The organism is Microcoleus sp. AR_TQ3_B6, from assembly GCF_036702785.1.
In the GTDB taxonomy this organism is placed as follows: Bacteria; Cyanobacteriota; Cyanobacteriia; order Cyanobacteriales; family Microcoleaceae; genus Microcoleus.
Genome location: NZ_JAUBVJ010000123.1, coordinates 1 through 18,552 on the forward strand (window position 1 = coordinate 1; position 18,552 = coordinate 18,552).

Genomic DNA, 18,552 nt, shown 5'->3' on the forward strand with positions numbered 1-18,552 from the left:
TTTCCCCAAAAGCTGTAGGACAATTATTAGGTGGATTGGACAAATTATTGCGTATTTTGATCGGAGGACTACTCAAGAAGTTGTGGAAGGAATTAATAACAAATTAAAGCTCATCAAAAGAAAAGCTTAGGGGTTTAGAAGTTTTGACAACTTTATTCTGAGGAGCTTCTTACATTGGCATTTTGCTAGTTAGTTTTACATACTAGGTTGGGTAGAACAGAAGTTTTGAGTCTTTATCAGAAATAAATATACTTTTCGAGCGCTGGGAAATTAATTAAAAACCAGGCTCATTAATATAGTATATCATAGTTCTATCGATTTTTCACTTCTGCAAATTAATGGGAATTCAATCTGGATTCAGATGGGGACGGCAAATCCCGTCCGTAAATGCGGCGGTTGCTGGATGGAGATTTGCTACTATCGATACAGAGTCTAACTGTTAATAACACGTAAGCAAACCAAGCATTCCCCATCTCACCTAAAGAGCCTTCAGTAATGTTATTCATTATTGTAAACACCAAGTAAATAATCGGTATTCCCGATTGAGATAGCGGGCTGCGGCTCAGTTGTCGCACTGCCAAAATTAGATTAGTAAACAGGGAGGCTAAAATTAAGACAAGTCCCGGATAACCGAAAGATAGCAATATTGATATAGCACCGTTGTGAGCAGTTTTTGGGTTAAATCCATTGTGAGTATATATGAAATAAGCTGGAGTTTGAGCGCCAATTTCTTCTTGCTGAAAAAAGCCATCTAATCCATAGCCAAACCAAGGGCGCTGATTCGCCGCGTCAATCAATTGCGGCCAAAACTCTGTCCGCCCTGTCAAAGTCAAATCTTTCCCCAATCCCCCGACAACAATAGACTCTAAGTTGTCTATGATATAAACGCTGGCAATAATACCCAAGACCGTAAAGCCGACAATACAAGTAAAAGCCCATTGAAACTTTAACCTGCTCAAAAAACTTAAAGATGACACTACAACTATGAGCATCAAACTATTAACTAGACAACCCCCCGAGCTACTAGCTCTTACCAAATAAAAGGAAAACAACATGAACGCCAGAGCTATCCAGCGTTCTTTGGGAGTTTTAGCACTTTGGGAATAGTGCAGATACCAAAGTGCTGTACTCACAACCATGAGGCTGCCGAAAAGATTTTTATGAATTGTAATTCCTTCAAATTCTTTTCCCACATTCGGGTGCACCAAAACACTAACTATACCCATGAAGGTATAGCCCCACCGCAGTAACACAGATAATTCGGGCCACTCATATCGTGCACCCACATAAAAACTAAAAATTGTAAAACCTGTAAATGCTATCCCGGCTTTCAGCGTGGTATCGGGAACTAGCGACCACAGCGTCGATGTTATTGGCAGCAAACAATACACCGAAAAGCCAGGATTTCTCAAAACTAAAAATGATATGGCTTCGACAAATTGATTTTTGAAAAAACTAATAAATCTCCCTGACAACACAAATATTACCCAGGGATAAAAAAACCAGGGAAGTTGAGAAACATTACTGCCATCGATAGTAGCCAGATTGGCAAAATGTAGGTAGTTAAACGGAACCAGGGTGACACGGGGAGATATGAATATGTAAAAAACAGCAAACCATTTTTCCCAGAGCAAACCTAATTTTTTGTTGGCCGCTAACTGAAAAATCACAAGCGTGCTAATCAGTGCCACAGACACCAATAAACCCAGCAATAAATTATTGCCGAAAATTAACTCCCTAATCATTCTGGCCATAAATTTCTACCATTTTTAAGAAAAATATTAATTGAGCAGCCGACTAACTCCACCAAGTTAACAAGAAACCCAGGCTGTTGTCGCCCGATCGCCTTGGCGCGGGCTGCGTTGCATCTAAATTGTCTGTTGCTGTCCCCCGTCCGAGTCCCCTCGTCCGAGTGTCGGGGTGCCCGAGAATTCAACGATATTGATTGAAATATGCGGACTTAGATACGCAACAGCAAAGAAGCTAAAAGGCATCCGGCTGCATCCTGGTTTTTTTTTTTCTCAAGCTGAGTCGGGGAAGGAAAATCTAGAGGCTTCACCGGGCGCTGACAATTGTTGCTGATTTTTGTTTCCTTGTAGCTGCGATCGAGAGGGCATTTGAATTGTGAGGGATTAAACTAATGAAGGAACCCAAAAGAAAAGAGGTAGCTTGTGGTTAAGGCCGATTTTCCTAAACAAATCACCGCGCCAGTCTTGAGTTTGACGTTGTGCGCGATCGCCGCCAACGGTATTATAGCTGCCAGATTTCCCGTCGCTGCGGCGGCACAAGTGCGATTGCGGCCCGAAACTGTCATTGCACAATCTGGCGGCCTTCGACGATCGCCCGAAAGCTACAAACTCGGCGGTGGCGATCGCATTCTAGTAGAAATACTCGAAGTACCCGACCTCACCCGCGGCTACGAAGTCCTTTCCGACGGTTCAGTCAACCTGCCCCTGATCGGCCTGGTCTCCATCCGCGGGCGCACCTTAGTAGAAGCAACCAACCTCATCCGCAATGCCTACCGTCGCGTCCTCAAAGATCCCGTAGTCACAGTCAGCCTCGTCGCCGCCCGCCCCCTCAACGTGGGCGTTATCGGAGAAGTTACCAGGCCTGGAAACTTCACGATTCCCCTAACTTCTGGCCCGGGAGTCGCGCCGAGTATCCAGTACCCCACCGTTACCCAAGCGCTCAGAGTTGCAGAAGGCGTCACGGGTGTTGCCGACATCCGCAACATCCGCGTCCGCCGTCCCCAACCAGACGGCCCGGATCAAGTGCTCAACGTCAACCTGTGGAAATTTCTGCAAGAAGGAGACCTCTCTCAAGACATCATTTTGCAAGACCGAGACACAATCGTGATTCCCACAATCGCCAACTTCAACCAAGCAGAAGCTCGCCAATTTGCGACAGCCAACTTTTCGCCGCCCCCAGAAAAACCTAGATCGATCTCGATCGTCGGCCAAGTCACCCGCCCGGGGGCTTACGTCGTCATCGGCGGCAACACCACAAACAGCCAAAGCCTCCAAGGCTTCCCCACCGTCATCCGGGCCATTCAGCTCGCCGGCGGCATCACCTCCGATGCCGACATCCGGCAAATCCAAGTGCGTCGCGTCACCAGAAGAGGCGAACAAATTATCCCAGTCAACCTGTGGCAGTTCCTGGAGTCCGGCGACGGCGCCCAAGATACCATCCTCCAGGAGGGAGACACGATCGTCGTGCCCAAAGCCACGATCGTCAACCCAGCAGAAGCTGGCGTGATCGCTACCACTAACTTTTCTCCCCCCAGCATTGACGTTTATGTAGTAGGAGAAGTCAGAACACCCATCGAGCCGGTGAGGCTCCCAGCTAATGCCACGCTGAATCAAGCTTTAATTTCCAGAGGATTTTTTGGCTACGAGAATACCAGAGCTAGAAGGAATCAAGTTGAGTTGGTCCGCCTCAATAACGACGGTACAGCTACTAAACGGACGATCGAAGTCGATTTAACTCAAGGAATTAACGAAGAGATCAATCCTCAACTTCGCAACAACGACATGATTATCGTATCCCGCAGCGGTCTCGCCAACTTGGTAGACCGCATGAACACTGTAATCGGGCCTGTCGGGCCAGCTACCGGAGTGTTAAATTTTATAAACATTTTCCGATCTTTATTCAGGTAAGAACGCGGCTGGTGAGGTGGATAATTTCTGGCAAAGGCTAGAATAAACTAAACAATAAGATTCCCCAGCCGCGACGCGGCAGCTTCAAAAATATCAACCTCAAAAATATCAACCTCAAAAATACCCAGGCTGAATATGGATAGCAGACAAGATTACCAACACTTCGCACCCAAATCCAATGGCAAACTGCCGGACTTCTCGGCTCAGAACTACAGAGATAAGTTCGTAGAGGATACAGAGGAAGAAAAGCTAGACTTGTCCTGGCTCTTAAGCGTCCTGCGCCGCCGCTTCCTGGTCATGGCAGCAGCCACCGTTGCTTTGAGTGCCCTCGCAGGAACAGCGATCATCATCTCGTCTAAAAAGATAACGATCGAGTATGAAGGCTCCTTTTCTCTGTTAGTAGAACCTGCCACCGCTGAAGGTTTGCTATCCAAACAATTAGACAACACCGTTGCTGCAGACTTAGCAAAAATTAATATAGAAGGAATTAGCTTAGTAGACTACGAAACCCAAATTAGGATTTTGCGCAGCCCTAAAATGATGCAGCCCGTGCTTGAGGAATTGCGCGCTACGAATCCCGAAATAACCTACAGCGAAATGATGTCAAAACTGACGATCAATCGCATCAGCTACAGCAAAGATGGCAAACAACAAGGCACAAAAATTTTAGAAGTTAACTACAAAGATTCAGACAAAGACAAAATTTACCGCGTATTGGATAAAGTTTCTAAAGCTTATCTAGAGTACAGCTTGCAGCAGCGACTGACTGGCATTAATCAAGGCATTAAATTTATAGATATGGAAATGCCCAAGCTCCGAGAAAGAGTCGAAGTTTTGCAGCTGCAAGTGCAAAAACTTCGCCAGCAGAACAACTTGTTTGACCCCCAGTTAGAAGGAAAATCTCTTTCTGAACAAGTGCAAAGCATTAGGAACCAGCAAGTACAAATGGGAGTACAACTAAAAGGAATGCGCAACCTCTACCAAAATTATCAAAATTCACTCAAAGAAAATAATCCCCAGGGCGTGCTGATGACCCAAGGACAAGCTTACGGTGGACTGTTAGGTCAAATCCAGAAAATAGACTCGGATTTGTCAATGAAATTAGCTCAGTACAGAGAAGACAGTTTGCCAGTTTTAGCACTGCGAAAAAGTAGGGAAGAACTGATTTTAACCGCCACTCAACAAGCAAAAGAAGTGGTGATGGGAAATTTGGAGAGCCAAATCAAAGAATTGGAAGCGCGCGATCGCGCAATGACTGCTTCGCAACAGGATCTCAACCAAAAAATTAGAACTTTTTCAGTGACAACGCGACAATACGACAATTTACAGCGGGAACTGCAAGTAGTTACTAAGAGTTTTTCGGACTTCTTGGCAAAACGAGAAGCCTTGCGGATCGATGCGGCTCAGCAGCAAATACCCTGGGTGCTGATCACTCCTCCGGAAATTCCGCTAGACAAATTCGGCAGGCCTATAACAGCTACCGTCAAACAAACTAAAAAACAGTTAGTACTGGCCGTAATTTTAAGCGGTCTGGTGGGCATAGCAGTCGGCTTGCTCGTAGAGGTACTAAATACTGTTTTCCACAGTCCAGAATCAATGAAAATGGCCACAAAACTGCCGATACTAGGGGTGATTCCGTTTACCAAAAAAGTCAAGGGCCGAGCGCCAGCCAGACCAAGGAAACTCACACCGGCTCACTCGAACTCCAAAGTGGAAGTAGTCGAAGCGGGCGAAGCTAAACCTACTGCTGCGATGCTCGGGGGGCGAAGTATTTTGAGCGACTTGGACTATCAATTTTTAGAAGCATTTCGCTCTCTCTACACGAACATTCACTTGCTCAGTGCAGACAGGGCGATTCGATCGCTCTTAGTCAGCTCGGCCGTAGCCGGAGACGGCAAATCTACAGTAGCTTTGCACCTGGCCGCCACAGCAGCAGCAGTCGGACAGCGAGTATTGTTAGTAGATGCAGATTTACGCTGCCCGCAGCTGCACGCTAAGTTAGGACTGCCAAACGTGCGCGGCCTGGGCAATGCCATCTCCACAGACATGAGCCTCAACGACGCGATTCAGCGAGCGCCCAACCAAGACAATTTGTTCGTACTCACCGCCGGTCAAATTCCCCCCGATCCCATCAAGCTTCTTTCTTCCAAAAAAATGCACTATCTGATGGAGCAATTTCAAGCATTTTTTGACTTAGTGATTTATGACACCCCACCACTAGCAGGCTTGGCAGACACCCACTTGATCGCAGCTCACACAGACGCTACGATCATGGTCGTGCAAATTGGGAAAACCGACCGATCGCAAGTTCGTAAAGTTTTAGAAGAATTAAAAATTTCTGGAGCTTCCGTCTTGGGAATCGTTGCTAACGGCTGCAAAAACTCCGGTCACAGCTACCGTCAGCGCCCGGTCGTTTTAAAGACGCTCTACGACGAAAAACTATCGGCTTTAGGTACAAAAAATCCTAATTAGACAAATTTTGATGCAGGCGGCGCTCGACCGCCGTCCTCAACCGGAAACGCACAACCAAGCTACACCCTCATTTTTTGATAAAAGTACCATTTGAGAAAGAAAATGATAGACTAACTGACAGAGCCTCGTGTGTCAACCGAGATTGCGCGGAGCTTTAATTTTGCGATAATTACTCAGAAAATGATTGAGAAATGAGCAAAAGTGGGTAAACTACATCTAGCAGAGCGCAATCTCAATCAGGAAAAGACACTTTTGAAGGTGAACTTTAGTGTAAACGTTAATGTGAACGTTTCAACCCAGAAACTTGGTAGGGATTATTCTATGAGTACAGTTATGGTTGTTGATGATAGCGTCACTCTGCGGGAGATGATCGCCGACTTGCTCAAAGGTAGAGGACTAAACGTCACGGTAGCGAGTGATGGCGTAGAAGCTCTAGAGCAAATCAAGGCTAACCGCCCGGATTTAGTCGTTCTGGATATCGTGATGCCCCGGATGAACGGCTACGAAGTCTGTCGCCGGCTCAAAAGCGACCCTAAAACTCAGAATTTGCCAGTGGTAATGTGTTCGAGCAAAAGCGAAGAGTTCGATCGCTACTGGGGAATGAAACAGGGAGCCGACGCTTACATCGCCAAGCCTTTTCACCCTCAGGAATTGGTCGGCACTATTAAACAACTGCTGCGGGGTTGAGGGACAGGAATAGGGACAGGAAAAAAATTGTCTTGACTGCTTCTTATTTCTGCTCCCGCAGTCTCTCTAAACTACTCGATTGACAATAGTCCAAACATCCCCGTCGGAGCGCACGTAGGGAACAGAAATACTCTTAAAACCAGTAATAAAAGGCTTATAATAAACCTGCCAGTAGCTGGGACTAATTTGGTCGGCGATGGCTTTGAGTCCCTTCACTTCCGCCGCCAGTTCGGCCGCCAGTTCATTAATCCGTTCCGCGTGTCCCCTCGCTTGCGCTCTTCCTTCTTCAACTTGCTGCTCCATCGGACTGCTTCTTTGCAAGTTTACCGACTGCTGCTTTTTCTGACTCAGTTGAGCAGACAGAGCAGCGATCGCATCATCAATCCCCTTGACTTCTGCCGACACTTGTGCCGTTTCCCTCGCGTGACGGCGGTAAGCATCGGCGATCGCTTGGGGCGAATCCCCAGCCGGGGCGATCGCGGCATTGCTAAGCTGCTGGCGTTCCCGGCGCAATTCCTCAATCTGAGAGTAAATTGCTTCTATGTCTGTCTGAAGTTTGTCCACTTAATTACCGTGGTTTTTGGATATCTTAGCATATTAACCCAAACTACTAAAGTGTTACACATAATAAAGAAACCAGTTTCTTTCGCGACGAACAATTACCAATTCCCCATTACCAATTACCAATTCCCCTTTACCGATTATTAATTGAGTTTTTTAAGTTGTTAGCGCTTGCTGCCTCAACTTAACTATAGTCTCTACCAAGACATCGGGCTGCACAGGTTTAGATAGATGCTCGTCGAAACCCGCAGCAAAAGCACGATCGCGGTCTTCATCCCTAGCATAAGCCGTTAGAGCGATCGCCCAAAATTTCCCGGCCTCGGTGTTCTTTGAGTGCAGCCTTCGTAGCAGCGAATAGCCATCTTCCTCCGGCATCCCGATATCGCTGACCAACACATCCGGTCCAAACTGCTGGGCCACCTCAAACGCCTCAGCAGCAGACGATGCAACCCTGACAGCGGCCCCGGCATCTGCCAAGACAAACCTCATAAATTCCCGCGAATCAACCTCGTCATCAACCAGCAAAACCTTAACTCCCAGTAAATTACCAGCACCAGCCAAAACCTGCGCTTCCTCGCCCACCATCGAATTTACCTGCATCGAAGGGAGACGGAAACTAAAAGTCGATCCCATATCCAGTCCCGGACTTTGGGCCCAAACCGTGCCGCCGTGGAGTTCCACCAACTGCCGGACGATCGCCAGACCCAGCCCCAAACCGCTATAATTGCGAGTAATCGTAGCATCGGCTTGCCGGAAAGACTCAAACACGTAAGGCAAAAAATTCGCAGCCACCCCAATTCCCGTGTCGGTAACAGCCAGCTCAACCTCCGAATCCACTCTCGAAAGCCGGATTTCAACTCGCCCCCCGGGCGGCGTAAACTTAATCGCATTCGTCAGCAAATTCCAAATCACTTGTTGCAAGCGGCCGGGATCTCCTGATACCCAAAATCTCGGATTTAACTGATATTCAGGATTGCCAAAAACCTCCCCGGGCTCGTTCAATTCAGCAGTTTCCCCGCCCAAATCTATAATTGCAAACCGCAAATCGATCGACTTAGCATCGGCGGCCAACCGCACCGTATTCACCGCCCCTTCGACGATCGAAATCAAATTTACCGCACAAGGATTCAAAGTCAACTTGCCGCGAATAATTCTAGAAATATCCAGCAAATCATCAATCAATTGAGTTTGCAATTTAGCATTTCGCTCAATAGTGGACAAAGCCCGCTCAGTAGCAGCCGGACTAAAACTGCGGTGGCGCAGCAGTTGCGCCCAGCCCAAAATCGCGTTTAAGGGCGATCGCAGCTCGTGAGAAAGAGTTGCCAAAAACTCATCTTTCATGCGATTTGCCTGCTGAGATTCCTCGTAAAGCCGGGCATTATCGATCGCCCCCGACACCGTCTGAGCCAACTGCATTAAAATAGTTTCATCATCTTCGGCGAACTCCCCCTCGTACTTGTCCGACAACTGAATCAATCCCAGATTTCTGCCGTCCCGAGCCGTTAGCGGTACCGCCAGCCACCCCCCCATCGGCCGGTGCTTGCCCGCAGCCTGGCCGCACCCCTGCTTTGCCGGGTGAGCTTCTAACTCGCTTTGAGTTAGAAGCATCGCCTGTTGCTGCTGGCACACTTCCTCGTCAATGCCCGTACCGTCTGGATCTTGGCAGTAATCTTGCCACGCGGCGTATTTTTCTGACATGGAAAACTTGCTAATTCCCGCATCCCAGTTGGCGTTCGGGTCGAGGTTGACCGCTACCTGGTGGACTTCGAGAATTTGGCGGGCGCTATCTGCTGCTAACTGAAGTATTTCTCCCACCGACAGTGTGGAGTTGATGGCAACTGACGCGGAGGTTAACTTTTGCAGGCGGCGCAAATACGACTGCTGGCGCGCCAACGCCCGCTCGCGCTCGTATTGTAACTGTTTGCGGTCCGTAATGTCGATCGCCACGCCGAACAGCCTTCGGGGTGTACCCGATGCGTCAAAAACCATCCGCCCTTTGTCGTGAAGCCAAATCACTGAGCCGTCGGGTCGCACTTTGCGGTATTCCGACTCGTAAACTCCCGTGCCCGTGAGTGCTGCATCCAAATCTGCCAAAAACCTTTCGCGGTCTTCTGGATGCACAGCATTCTTTTTTTGCTCAAAAGTACCACAGGTGCTATCTGGGCCCAAACCCATCTGTGTTTCGGCATTGGACGAACGGCGGACTTCCCCCGATGCTACATCCCAGGTAAAAGCGATGGTGTTAGCTGCTTCTAGAGCAAAGCGCAAATTTTCCTCGCTTTCTTGCAGCCGCGCTTCCGATAATTTGCGGTCGGTAATATCCCAAACCACGCCGATCGATCGCGCCGATTTACCCGTATCATCATCAAAAAACTTGCCCCTACTCGCGATCCAGTGCAAGCTGCCGTCGGGCCACACAACTCTAAATTCGTATTGGTATTCTATTTTGTTTTCTAAAGCAAAGGCAACAGCCCGGGCGATCGAGGCTTGGTCATCCGGGTGAATGCAGGCAAAAAACGCTTCGTAAGTTCCCGCAAAACTGCCTTTTTCCAACCCCAATAACAGTTCGTGTCCCTCGGACCAAACGACCTCGCCATTTAATAAATTCCAATCCCAAGTTCCCATTTTCGAGGCTTCGATCGCCAACCTCAGCCTTTCCTCCGAAATTGCTAACTGCGCCGACGTTTTCGCGTAGTTCTCGCGCAACTGCTGTTTTTTCAAGCTTTCGCCCACGGCTCCCGCCAGCCGCTTGAAGTGCCGCCCTTTGAATACGTAATCGCTCAAACCCGCTTTCATAGCTTCGACTGCCACTTCTTCGCTGCCGCTGTCCGTACACATAATTACCGGACAGTTTGGATAGTGGCTTTGAACTTTGTGGAGAATAGTTAATCCGTCGCTCCAGTGCAGTTGGTAGTCGGTAATTACTATGTCAAAACCCCCGGCGCTCAGGATTTTTTCGAGAGTTTGGATATCAATAACCGACTTAATTTCTAAATCGGGAAAAGTTTTCCTCAGTTCTCGATCTATCATCAGGCGATCGTTCGGGTTGTCATCGATCAACAGAATAGACAGCATTGGGCTTTTACTTTTTGTAGGGGCGCAAACATTTTTCAATCTAAGAATATGTTATTAAGCAATCTCGATAATTTGAATATTTACTTGGCTGGTTAATTAGAATGACAAATATGTTGATTGTATTTGCTTATATTTTATTAGAGCTTACAGCTTGTAATATCATCAACCAGCAGTTTAGGGCGTGCTCACAAACAAATTAATTAAGTTGTTGTAGAACAGGTCAATCGATTTTAGATTTTAGATTTTAGATTTTAGATTGACCCCACGGATAAATGCTCTTTCTTGAGGATTTTCGATTTGAGATTTGGGATTGATTCCACGGATAAATCACGTGGCGGGTACCACCTTTGAAATTCTTGGTTATACAGCCTGAGCTGGCGGAAACGGTGCAAGAGATCACTTAACTCTTACTATACTACTTATTTATTATGTGTTGTGGTGTGAAGAAGCGGGTTGATTGATTGTTTGAGCTGCGGCAGAATATTGCTGTTAACAACCTCTTCCCTAAAACCTCATCTGTAAATCCATTGCCGAACTTGCTTCTTCAACGATCGCACTTGCGCAATTTTACCCAAAATCGGGTGCCGGTTCCCAGAGTCGATTCCAGCCCGATCGCACCGCCCATCCTCTCGACTCCTTTGTTCGCTATCGCCAGCCCGATTCCCGTCCCTGGATACACTTCTTGACCGTGCAGGCGATCGAACAACCCAAAAATCCTATCTTGAAATTTTTCGGCAATACCAATGCCGTTGTCTTCTACCCAAAGATATACATATTCCTCCTCAGCTTCTGCATAAACTCGCACTTGGGGCTCTATCCCAGGCTGGACGAACTTAATAGCATTGGAGAGCAAGTTAGCCAAGACTTGCAGCAGTGTAGAAGGATGTGCCAACACTGCAGGTAGCGGTTCGACAACCGTTATCCGAGCTTGTTTTTGGGCAATTTCGGCCTCTAGTTGCGCGATCGAGCGAGCCACAATTAAATTAAGAGAGACTGCTTTTAGCGGCAAGTTAGCTTTGCTGAGGCGGCTGTACTCTAGCAAATTTTCGATTAAAGTATTCATCAGACTTGCAGCGTCCGCAATCCGGTACAAGTAATCCTGTGCGCTAGCATCCAAGTCGCTAACTTTATCTTTGAGCAACATTTCCGCAAAAAACGAAATTCCCCGCAGAGGAGCGCGCAAGTCGTGAGAAACTGAATAGGTAAACGATTCGAGCTGTGCGTTAACTTCTTCTAACTCAGCAGTACGCTCTCTGACTCGATCTTCCAAAGTTTCATTAAATTCGCGCAAAGCAAGTTCGGCCTGCTTGAGTTCGGTAACATCTTCAACCAATCCCTCGATCGTACTTTCACCTTCTGCGCTGTAGAGATATTGAGTAAACCGAATCCATTTTACTCGACCGTCTGCCAAAGGAAATGTAATTTCGAGGTTTTGAGATCGAGACTCCCCTGAATCTAGCGGCTGCAAAAACAATTGCTGCAGATAAATCCCTTGGACATCTGCTAAATTGCTGGCATCAAACAAGCGCAAAAAAGCTTGATTGCTTTCCAAAAGCTGCCCCTCGGAACTCGCTCGAAAAACTCCGACATTTAGGCGTTCTAGCAGAGAATTAAGTTGATTTTCCAGTCGGGCGACTCGTTGCCAGGCGGCAACTCGATCGAGCACGGCGCGAACCGCAACGCCCAGCCGGATGTAGTGCTTCGGCGACTTGATAATGTAATCATCCAATCCGGATTTCATCGCCTCTACAGCAATTTCTTCGTTGCCAGTATTCGTAAACATTATTGTCGGGCATTCTGGATAACGGGATTTGATAGTTTTAAGCACATCTAAACCATTTGTCCAGCGTAGTTGGTAGTCGGTAATTACCAGATGAAATCCGCCTCGTTTCAGTGCTTCCCCGAAGAACCTATCGTCGCCAATTTCCGTTATTTGCAATTGCGAGAATTGCCGCTCTAACTCGCGTTTGACAAGCAGCCGATCCGTTGGGTTATCGTCAATAACCAGAATGTGTATCACTTTAACTATTGATAATTTAGCTTTCAGATAGACGGAGGATCGATCGCTTATAAAAATGTTGGAGGTCGCCCCTCTAAGATGATAGAGGACGGGCTTCCTGAGTAGAAACTTAATTTCCTCCTTACCAGGAAGAGTCTGGTAACGAGGAAACGAGGAAGAAAAACCGGGAAACCGCCACTACAAACCCGAAAATTCTCTAGGTTCCGGCAGTTCCGTATAGTTGAGCCAATACTCCCTAAAACTCTGCATCATTTCCAACAAAGAAGCAAACCCGATCGGTTTAACCAAATAAGAATTCACCCCTAAATCGTAAGCTCGCTTGACATCAAGTGTTTGCCTAGAAGAAGTAAGCATAACCACCGGCAAGCGTTTTAGTTCCGGGTGCTGCTTCAGCCAAACCAGAACCTCGTGACCCGATCGCCTGGGCAATTTCAAGTCTAGTAAAATTATCGCAGGTAAAGGATAGCGGTCGCGATCGCTGTACTCTCCGTCACCATTTAAATAAAAAACCGCTGCATCTCCATCTCGGACAATTTGCAGCGAAGTATTAGCAAAAGCCTCATTCCGAAAAGCCCGCTGCATCAACAAAACATCAACGGGGTTATCTTCCACCAGTAAAATCGTCTGCGTTTGCCTCATGCTTCCTCAGTTGTATCCAAAATCGACTGCCTTGTCCTAATTGAGATTCCACCCCTACTTGACCGCCCATGCGATCGGCTCCTTTTTTTACAATAGCTAATCCTATACCAGTTCCGGGGTAAGTCTCAATACCGTGCAGCCGTTCAAAAACCCGAAAAATGCGTTTTTGATGTTCTGGAGCAATACCGATGCCGTTGTCTTCTACCCACAGACGGATTGTGCGGACTGGCAATAGGCAACTGGCAATCAGTAGTTGAGAATGCTCCCACTGCCCCACTGTTCCCCTTTCCAATTCTCCGGCTGTCTCGCTGTCTGTCTCTCCCTCTTGAGGCAGCTCAATTTCCTCAGCCCAGATCTGTACTTGGGGCGGTGCGCCTTCCACAAATTTTATAGCATTGGTGAGGAGATTTGCGATTACTTGAACTAAAGTAACGCGGTGGGCAATTACCGCAGGCAAGGGCGATCGAACACTGATTTGAGCGTGCTTGGATTTAGCGTCGGCTTGTACCATAGCAATTGCCTCGGCAACAGCAGATTTTAACTCTAAAACTTGCAGCGATAAATCAGCGCGGCTGAGGCGGCTGTATGCTAGCAAATCTTGGATCAATTCTTCTAATTGTTGCCCAGAATTAACAATTTGCTGGGCGTATTCTTGACCGAGTTCGTCGAGGAGGTGGCGGTAATCTTCTAATAAAGCTTCAGCTAATCCCTGCATTCCCCGCAGGGGAGCACGCAAATCGTGGGCGACGGTATAGGCGAAAGCTTCTAATTCTTCGTTAGCTGCTTGAAGTTGAGTGGTGCGGAGTTCTACTCGCCGTTCTAAGGTAGCGTTGAGCATCCGAATTTCTGCTTCTGCTTGTTTGCGTGCAGTTATGTCAATGGCGGTACTAATTACTAAACTTCTGCCGTCGGAAAGCTGACCTAAAGGTGCGGAATAAAACTCCCAAATTCGAGTTTCGCCGCTGGCTGTGGCAATCATATATTCGCCTTCAGAAATGCGCGCGTTTAATTGGTGCAGCCGATCGATATCTGCTTGCACTAGCGATTTACGGCTGTGGTAAGCTTTTTCTGTCCAATCTTCTATTGTGGGAATTTCTGAGTGTTGGTAGCCTGAGAGTTCTGTCCAAGCGCTGTTAATTTGCAAAACTTCTCCGTTTTCAGCGTGCAGCATAATTGGCAGCGGGGCGTCGAGAATGGCGCGGCGGAAACGTTCTTTGGTTAATTCTAGGGAGTGGCGATCGTGTTCTAGCTGTTCTAACAGTTGATTTTGCTTGATTTCGGCATTGTCGCGCAAAGTTCGATCGCGCTTCACCAAATAGTAAACCAGCACCATCAACAGGAAATTTACTAAAGAGGCAACGGTAAAAGCCAGGATTGTCAAATTAGCACTCGCTTGAGATTCTCGGGCGCGCTGCTGCAATAGCTGAGTTTCTTCGGCAGTCATGGTGGCTATCTGCTGCCGAATGTCGCCCATGATTTGCTTTCCCCTACCGGATTTTACTTCCTGCAGGGCTGCTTCTAAGTTTTGTTCGCGTCGCAGATTGATGGTTTTTTCAAGTTCGGCTAATTTAGAGTCGATCGCAATTTTCAAGTCGCGAATGCGCTGTTGCTGCCGGTTATTGTCAGCGGTTAGCTGATGCAATCCGACTACTTGTTGGTTGATGCGGGCGATCGCGCTGTGATACGGTTCTAAATACCGTTCTTCTCCCGTCAGCAAATAACCGCGCTGTCCGGTTTCAGCATCTTTTAAGGTGGAAAGCGTGGCTTCGAGTTCGGTTAAAACTTGGTGAGTGTGGCTTACCCAGCGTTCGTTTTCGAGTAACTTGAGAGTGTTGCGGTAGGAAGTTGCTGCATTCAAAATTAGCAGGGCCAATGCCATTCCGATGCCTGCGGTAATTTGGCTAGTCAGCGATTGTTTCATGAAATGATCGGCACGCGAGTCCTGCTTTTTTCTTTATTTTAGCGGGATTCAGACTAAGCGAATTTGTGGCGTCCGCTGGCCGGCGGCCAAAGCCTATAAATTTAAGGATCAAATGTGCGATCGATCTTGTGTTTAGTTTAGTTTAGACTTTCCTCGCATCCCCCTTAAGTCGGAGATGCCATAAATCGCTTTCTTGCGTCTCGTGATTCAGGCAGACGCCACACAATCTAGAATGGTCAACAAAGCTTTATTCACCATGTTTTATGGCATCGATCGTGCTGCTTTCACAGTTTCAAATCGCGGCGCAAAGAAAAGAGTTTTTACCTATTGACTTAACTTTATTTTTGGAGTATATTTTAGATAATGGGAGTGGTAATGTAAATTTAATTTTTGCCAATATTCCCATTATTAAATAATACCCGATCGAGCCAGCCACGTCAAGGTTTTTACCCCAAAAAAAAGGCGAATTTTTAATAAATTTATAAAAAAAATAATCGGTTGGAGGCAGGGGGGAAATTGACAGGAGCGATTAGCGGGTGAAGAGTATCATCCAGGCCAGCGATCGAGTAAGTGCGGAGAATTCAGCGGTTGAAATTAGTTGAAGCTCAAAATCCGGTGATATCGGAATTATACTCTCTTGGCTGACGTGAGAGCTATGTCAGGAGCGAGGAATCATATCAATTCCGGTTGCACCGTCCGTGATTGTTGACTGTTGACTGTTGACGGGCGGGTGGAAAAACTCAATGGTTGAGTGTTAACTGTTGACTCGATTTTATTATTGTGATGCAACCGGAAACGAGATCGCGCAAGCACTGCACTGAGAAAATTATGATGCCCAGTGCAGTGCAGAAACAATATAATTAGACAACAGCAGCGGCTTTCATCGCCAAAATTCGATCGATCGCATCTTCAACAGCCTTATCAGGCGTAGAAGCACCCGAAGTCACGCCCACCACAATTTTACCATCCGGTAGCCAACCTTCAGTTACGACCAAATCTCCCCTCAAAGGCTTGTGTTCGATCCGATTTCCCGGTAAAATTCGCTCCGCACAATCAATGTGATAAGAAGGAATATTTTTGTCGATCGCCATTTCCTGCAAATGCGTAGTATTAGAAGAATTAAAACCCCCAATCACCAGCATCAAATCCAACTTTTCGTCAACCAAACTCAACACAGCATCTTGCCGTTCCTGAGTTGCATCGCAGATAGTATTAAAACTCTGAAAATGCTCGTTCAAATTCTCCGGTCCGAACTTCCGCATCATCGTCCTTTCAAACAACTTGCCAATATCCTCTGTCTCAGTTTTGAGCATAGTAGTTTGGTTAGCAATCCCCACCCTTTCCAAATCCCGGTTCGGGTCAAAACCAGGTGAATAAGCCTTACTAAACTTAGCTAGAAACTCAGCCCTATCCCCCCCGTGCAAAATATAATTGCTGACATATTCAGCTTCCTGTAAATTCAGCACAATCAAATACTTATCAGCAAAAGAACTCGTCGCCACAGTTTCTTCGTGCTTGTACTGACCGTGAATAATCGAAGTATAATCCCTCTTCTTGTGCTTCTCAACAGTATTCCAAACCTTAGAAACCCAAGGACAAGTAGTATCAACAATCTTGCAGCCCTTATCATTAAGCAACTGCATTTCTTGCACGCTCGCCCCAAAAGCCGGTAAAATTACCACATCACCCCTATCGACAACCGAAAAATCTTTCAATCCCTTTTCAACAGCAATAAAACCAACCTCCATATCGCGCAAATGCTGATTTACAGAGGGATTATGAATAATCTCATTAGTAATCCAAATCCGTTCCGAGGGGAAATGCTGGCGAGTCTCGTAAGCAATAGCTACAGCGCGTTCCACCCCCCAGCAAAACCCAAAAGCCTGAGCCAGCCGGATCGTGACTGCGCCGCGTTCCAGCCTGTAATTATTGTCGCGAATTTGCTGGATCAGACTGCTTTGATAAGCCGTCTGCATCACCCCAGCTACCTCAGCTTCGTGTCCGAAACCCTTGCGGTGGTAGTTTTCAGACTGTTGGAGCGATCGTTTAAAAGCTTTAGTATCCATGCGTATCGAGTTGAAATCTAGGTTAATTACCTTTGATTTTAGAATGCCTGGGGTGCGATCGCGATTATTGGCTCAGTAGGTTCGAGGGGATATGCTATTTATACGATCGACACCTGGAGAGCGAAGAAGGAATGAACCGCGAAGACGCGAAGGACGCGAAGGAAGAAGAAAGAAGAATGAGACAATTGGGCGAACAGGTAGAACAGTTGGCTTATAGAGCGATTGGGGCCGCTATTGAGGTGCATCGGCTTTTGGGGTCAGGATTTTTAGAATCAGTGTATCAGGAATCCTTAGAAGTTGAATTTCGGAGGCGGGGGATAGCTTGTCAGCCTAAAAAGCCACTAGGAATCACCTACAAAGGTTATCGAGTTGGCTTATGTCAATTAGACTTTCTGGTTGGCGATATCCTGATTGTCGAATTAAAAGCTGTCGAAAAGCTAGCTCCCATCAATGAAGCCCAAGTTATCTCTTATATTAAAATGACTAAAAACACCCTAGGCCTTCCGATCGACTTCAACGTTCCGATCCTCAAAGAAGGCATCAAACGCATAATTCTCTCATCTTAACCGCTTCTTCCTCTTCCTTCTTCGAGCCGCTTCGCTTACGCGCGGCTTGGCATAAGGATCCTTTCATCGGTTCGTTAAAAAAACGGCGTTGCTCAATAGCGGGATGAATTAGGTGAAGACAGGCACATATCTAAATTTTAGGTAGTGCATTAGCAACCGAACTGAGTGCCTCAGCATTTCCTCTAACGCGTGAATAGCACAAACTCTTACGATGCAGCCTTGCGAGATAGTGCCGCCACGCCCGTGTTATCTCCCTCGTCGCCCCGTGTCATATACGTTTTGCTCACAATCTGGTCTCCGGCTGGGATGAAGCCTGGGTAAACACTCCAACCATCAGTGACGTAAAAGTAGCATCTCCTGCCACAAAACTTGGTCAGCCCTTGAGCGATACCTTGACGTGAGTGACGATCAGAAATTTCATGCTCTCAGTTGAGCTTTTAATGGCGTAATAGGTGGATGCCTAAGTTAGGGAGGCGACTCTCTAATTTAGGCATCCAGTTATCGATGTTGCAGCGCAGCCGCAACGAGACCTTTGTGCCAGTTGCGTAAATCCTGATATTGTGATTTAATGTCAAAATCCGGCCGGCATTTTATCAAATAAATGGGTTTAAAACCCCGTCCTTATAGGACGGCTTTGCAAGTAAAAGTATAAGCCTTAAGCCCTCTTTGTTGAAGAAATGTAAAAGATACAAACACGCAATCACTTCACTGTATACTAACAGTACCCCAAAAAAAGAAGGAGTTGAACTTGTTAACAAACTATGTCTACAAGTTGCGACCAAATCAAACACAAAAATTAAAAATATCCAATGGGGTAGATATGCTGCGAAGCCACTTCAACTGGTGTCTTAATGACAGAATCACTCAATATAGTCAACAATTCATTCAA

12 protein-coding genes and 2 pseudogenes are annotated in these 18,552 nt (G+C 46.9%); 6 read left to right on the top strand and 8 right to left on the bottom strand.

The window, feature by feature from the left end:
* Nucleotides 1-127, top strand: a pseudogene (locus QUB56_RS33715) (transposase); the annotation flags it as partial.
* A 208-nt stretch (nt 128-335) separates the two neighbouring features.
* On the opposite strand, the gene QUB56_RS33720 reads toward QUB56_RS33715, so the two are convergent.
* A complete protein-coding gene (locus QUB56_RS33720) occupies nt 336-1,754 on the bottom strand; it encodes an O-antigen ligase family protein (protein WP_332960705.1) in 1,419 nt (472 codons plus the stop codon).
* Nucleotides 1,755-2,171: 417 nt separating this feature from the next.
* Here QUB56_RS33720 and QUB56_RS33725 point away from each other — a divergent pair, with 417 nt between their 5' ends.
* From QUB56_RS33725 to QUB56_RS33735, 3 genes are all read left to right on the top strand, one after another.
* Nucleotides 2,172-3,656, top strand: coding sequence for a polysaccharide biosynthesis/export family protein (locus QUB56_RS33725; protein WP_332960706.1), 1,485 nt, complete (start codon nt 2,172-2,174; stop codon nt 3,654-3,656).
* 135 nt (nt 3,657-3,791) lie between these two features.
* The gene (locus QUB56_RS33730; RefSeq protein ID WP_332960708.1) at nt 3,792-6,128 is read left to right on the top strand and encodes a polysaccharide biosynthesis tyrosine autokinase; all 2,337 of its coding nucleotides are present in this window, start codon (nt 3,792-3,794) and stop codon (nt 6,126-6,128) included.
* A 321-nt stretch (nt 6,129-6,449) separates the two neighbouring features.
* Nucleotides 6,450-6,815, top strand: a complete 366-nt coding sequence (locus QUB56_RS33735) for a response regulator transcription factor (RefSeq protein ID WP_039886668.1) — start codon at nt 6,450-6,452, stop codon at nt 6,813-6,815.
* A 66-nt stretch (nt 6,816-6,881) separates the two neighbouring features.
* On the opposite strand, the gene QUB56_RS33740 is transcribed toward QUB56_RS33735, so the two are convergent.
* From QUB56_RS33740 to QUB56_RS33765, 6 genes are all read right to left on the bottom strand, one after another.
* Nucleotides 6,882-7,379 (bottom strand): hypothetical protein, encoded by a 498-nt coding sequence (locus tag QUB56_RS33740; RefSeq protein WP_332960709.1) that lies wholly within the window; start codon nt 7,377-7,379, stop codon nt 6,882-6,884.
* Between the two features lie 153 nt (nt 7,380-7,532).
* Complete coding sequence (locus QUB56_RS33745; protein WP_332960710.1) at nt 7,533-10,451, bottom strand: response regulator; 2,919 nt, start codon at nt 10,449-10,451, stop codon at nt 7,533-7,535.
* Between the two features lie 544 nt (nt 10,452-10,995).
* Nucleotides 10,996-12,471 carry an ATP-binding protein gene (locus QUB56_RS33750; RefSeq protein ID WP_332960711.1) on the bottom strand — a complete coding sequence of 492 codons (1,476 nt, stop codon included), beginning with the start codon at nt 12,469-12,471 and terminating at the stop codon, nt 10,996-10,998.
* 177 nt (nt 12,472-12,648) lie between these two features.
* The gene (locus tag QUB56_RS33755; protein ID WP_332960712.1) at nt 12,649-13,110 is read right to left on the bottom strand and encodes a response regulator; all 462 of its coding nucleotides are present in this window, start codon (nt 13,108-13,110) and stop codon (nt 12,649-12,651) included.
* Nucleotides 13,073-15,031: a CHASE3 domain-containing protein gene (locus QUB56_RS33760; protein WP_332960713.1), complete on the bottom strand. Its 1,959-nt coding sequence runs from the start codon at nt 15,029-15,031 to the stop codon at nt 13,073-13,075. The genes QUB56_RS33755 and QUB56_RS33760 overlap by 38 nt, the downstream gene beginning before the upstream one ends.
* Nucleotides 15,032-15,891: 860 nt before the next feature.
* Complete coding sequence (locus QUB56_RS33765; protein ID WP_332960714.1) at nt 15,892-17,097, bottom strand: 4-hydroxy-3-methylbut-2-enyl diphosphate reductase; 1,206 nt, start codon at nt 17,095-17,097, stop codon at nt 15,892-15,894.
* Nucleotides 17,098-17,129: 32 nt separating this feature from the next.
* Here QUB56_RS33765 and QUB56_RS33770 point away from each other — a divergent pair, with 32 nt between their 5' ends.
* Nucleotides 17,130-17,663, top strand: a complete 534-nt coding sequence (locus tag QUB56_RS33770) for a GxxExxY protein (RefSeq protein WP_332960715.1) — start codon at nt 17,130-17,132, stop codon at nt 17,661-17,663.
* A gap of 108 nt (nt 17,664-17,771) precedes the next feature.
* Here QUB56_RS33770 and QUB56_RS33775 read toward each other — a convergent pair.
* Nucleotides 17,772-18,019 (bottom strand): annotated as a pseudogene (locus tag QUB56_RS33775) (IS1 family transposase); the annotation flags it as partial.
* A 392-nt stretch (nt 18,020-18,411) separates the two neighbouring features.
* Between QUB56_RS33775 and QUB56_RS33780 the strand changes: the two are divergent.
* On the top strand, nt 18,412-18,552 hold a 141-nt coding region (locus QUB56_RS33780), incomplete at its 3' end, for a helix-turn-helix domain-containing protein (RefSeq protein ID WP_332960717.1).

Bases quoted from the DNA above. Each gene is read 5' to 3' on its own strand.
- QUB56_RS33720 (WP_332960705.1), bottom strand. From the start codon at position 1,754: ATGGCCAGAATGATTAGGGAGTTAATTTTCGGCAATAATTTATTGCTG.
- QUB56_RS33730 (WP_332960708.1), top strand. From the start codon at position 3,792: ATGGATAGCAGACAAGATTACCAACACTTCGCACCCAAATCCAATGGC.
- QUB56_RS33735 (WP_039886668.1), top strand. From the start codon at position 6,450: ATGAGTACAGTTATGGTTGTTGATGATAGCGTCACTCTGCGGGAGATG.
- QUB56_RS33745 (WP_332960710.1), bottom strand. From the start codon at position 10,451: ATGCTGTCTATTCTGTTGATCGATGACAACCCGAACGATCGCCTGATG.
- QUB56_RS33755 (WP_332960712.1), bottom strand. From the start codon at position 13,110: ATGAGGCAAACGCAGACGATTTTACTGGTGGAAGATAACCCCGTTGAT.
- QUB56_RS33760 (WP_332960713.1), bottom strand. From the start codon at position 15,031: ATGAAACAATCGCTGACTAGCCAAATTACCGCAGGCATCGGAATGGCA.
- QUB56_RS33765 (WP_332960714.1), bottom strand. From the start codon at position 17,097: ATGGATACTAAAGCTTTTAAACGATCGCTCCAACAGTCTGAAAACTAC.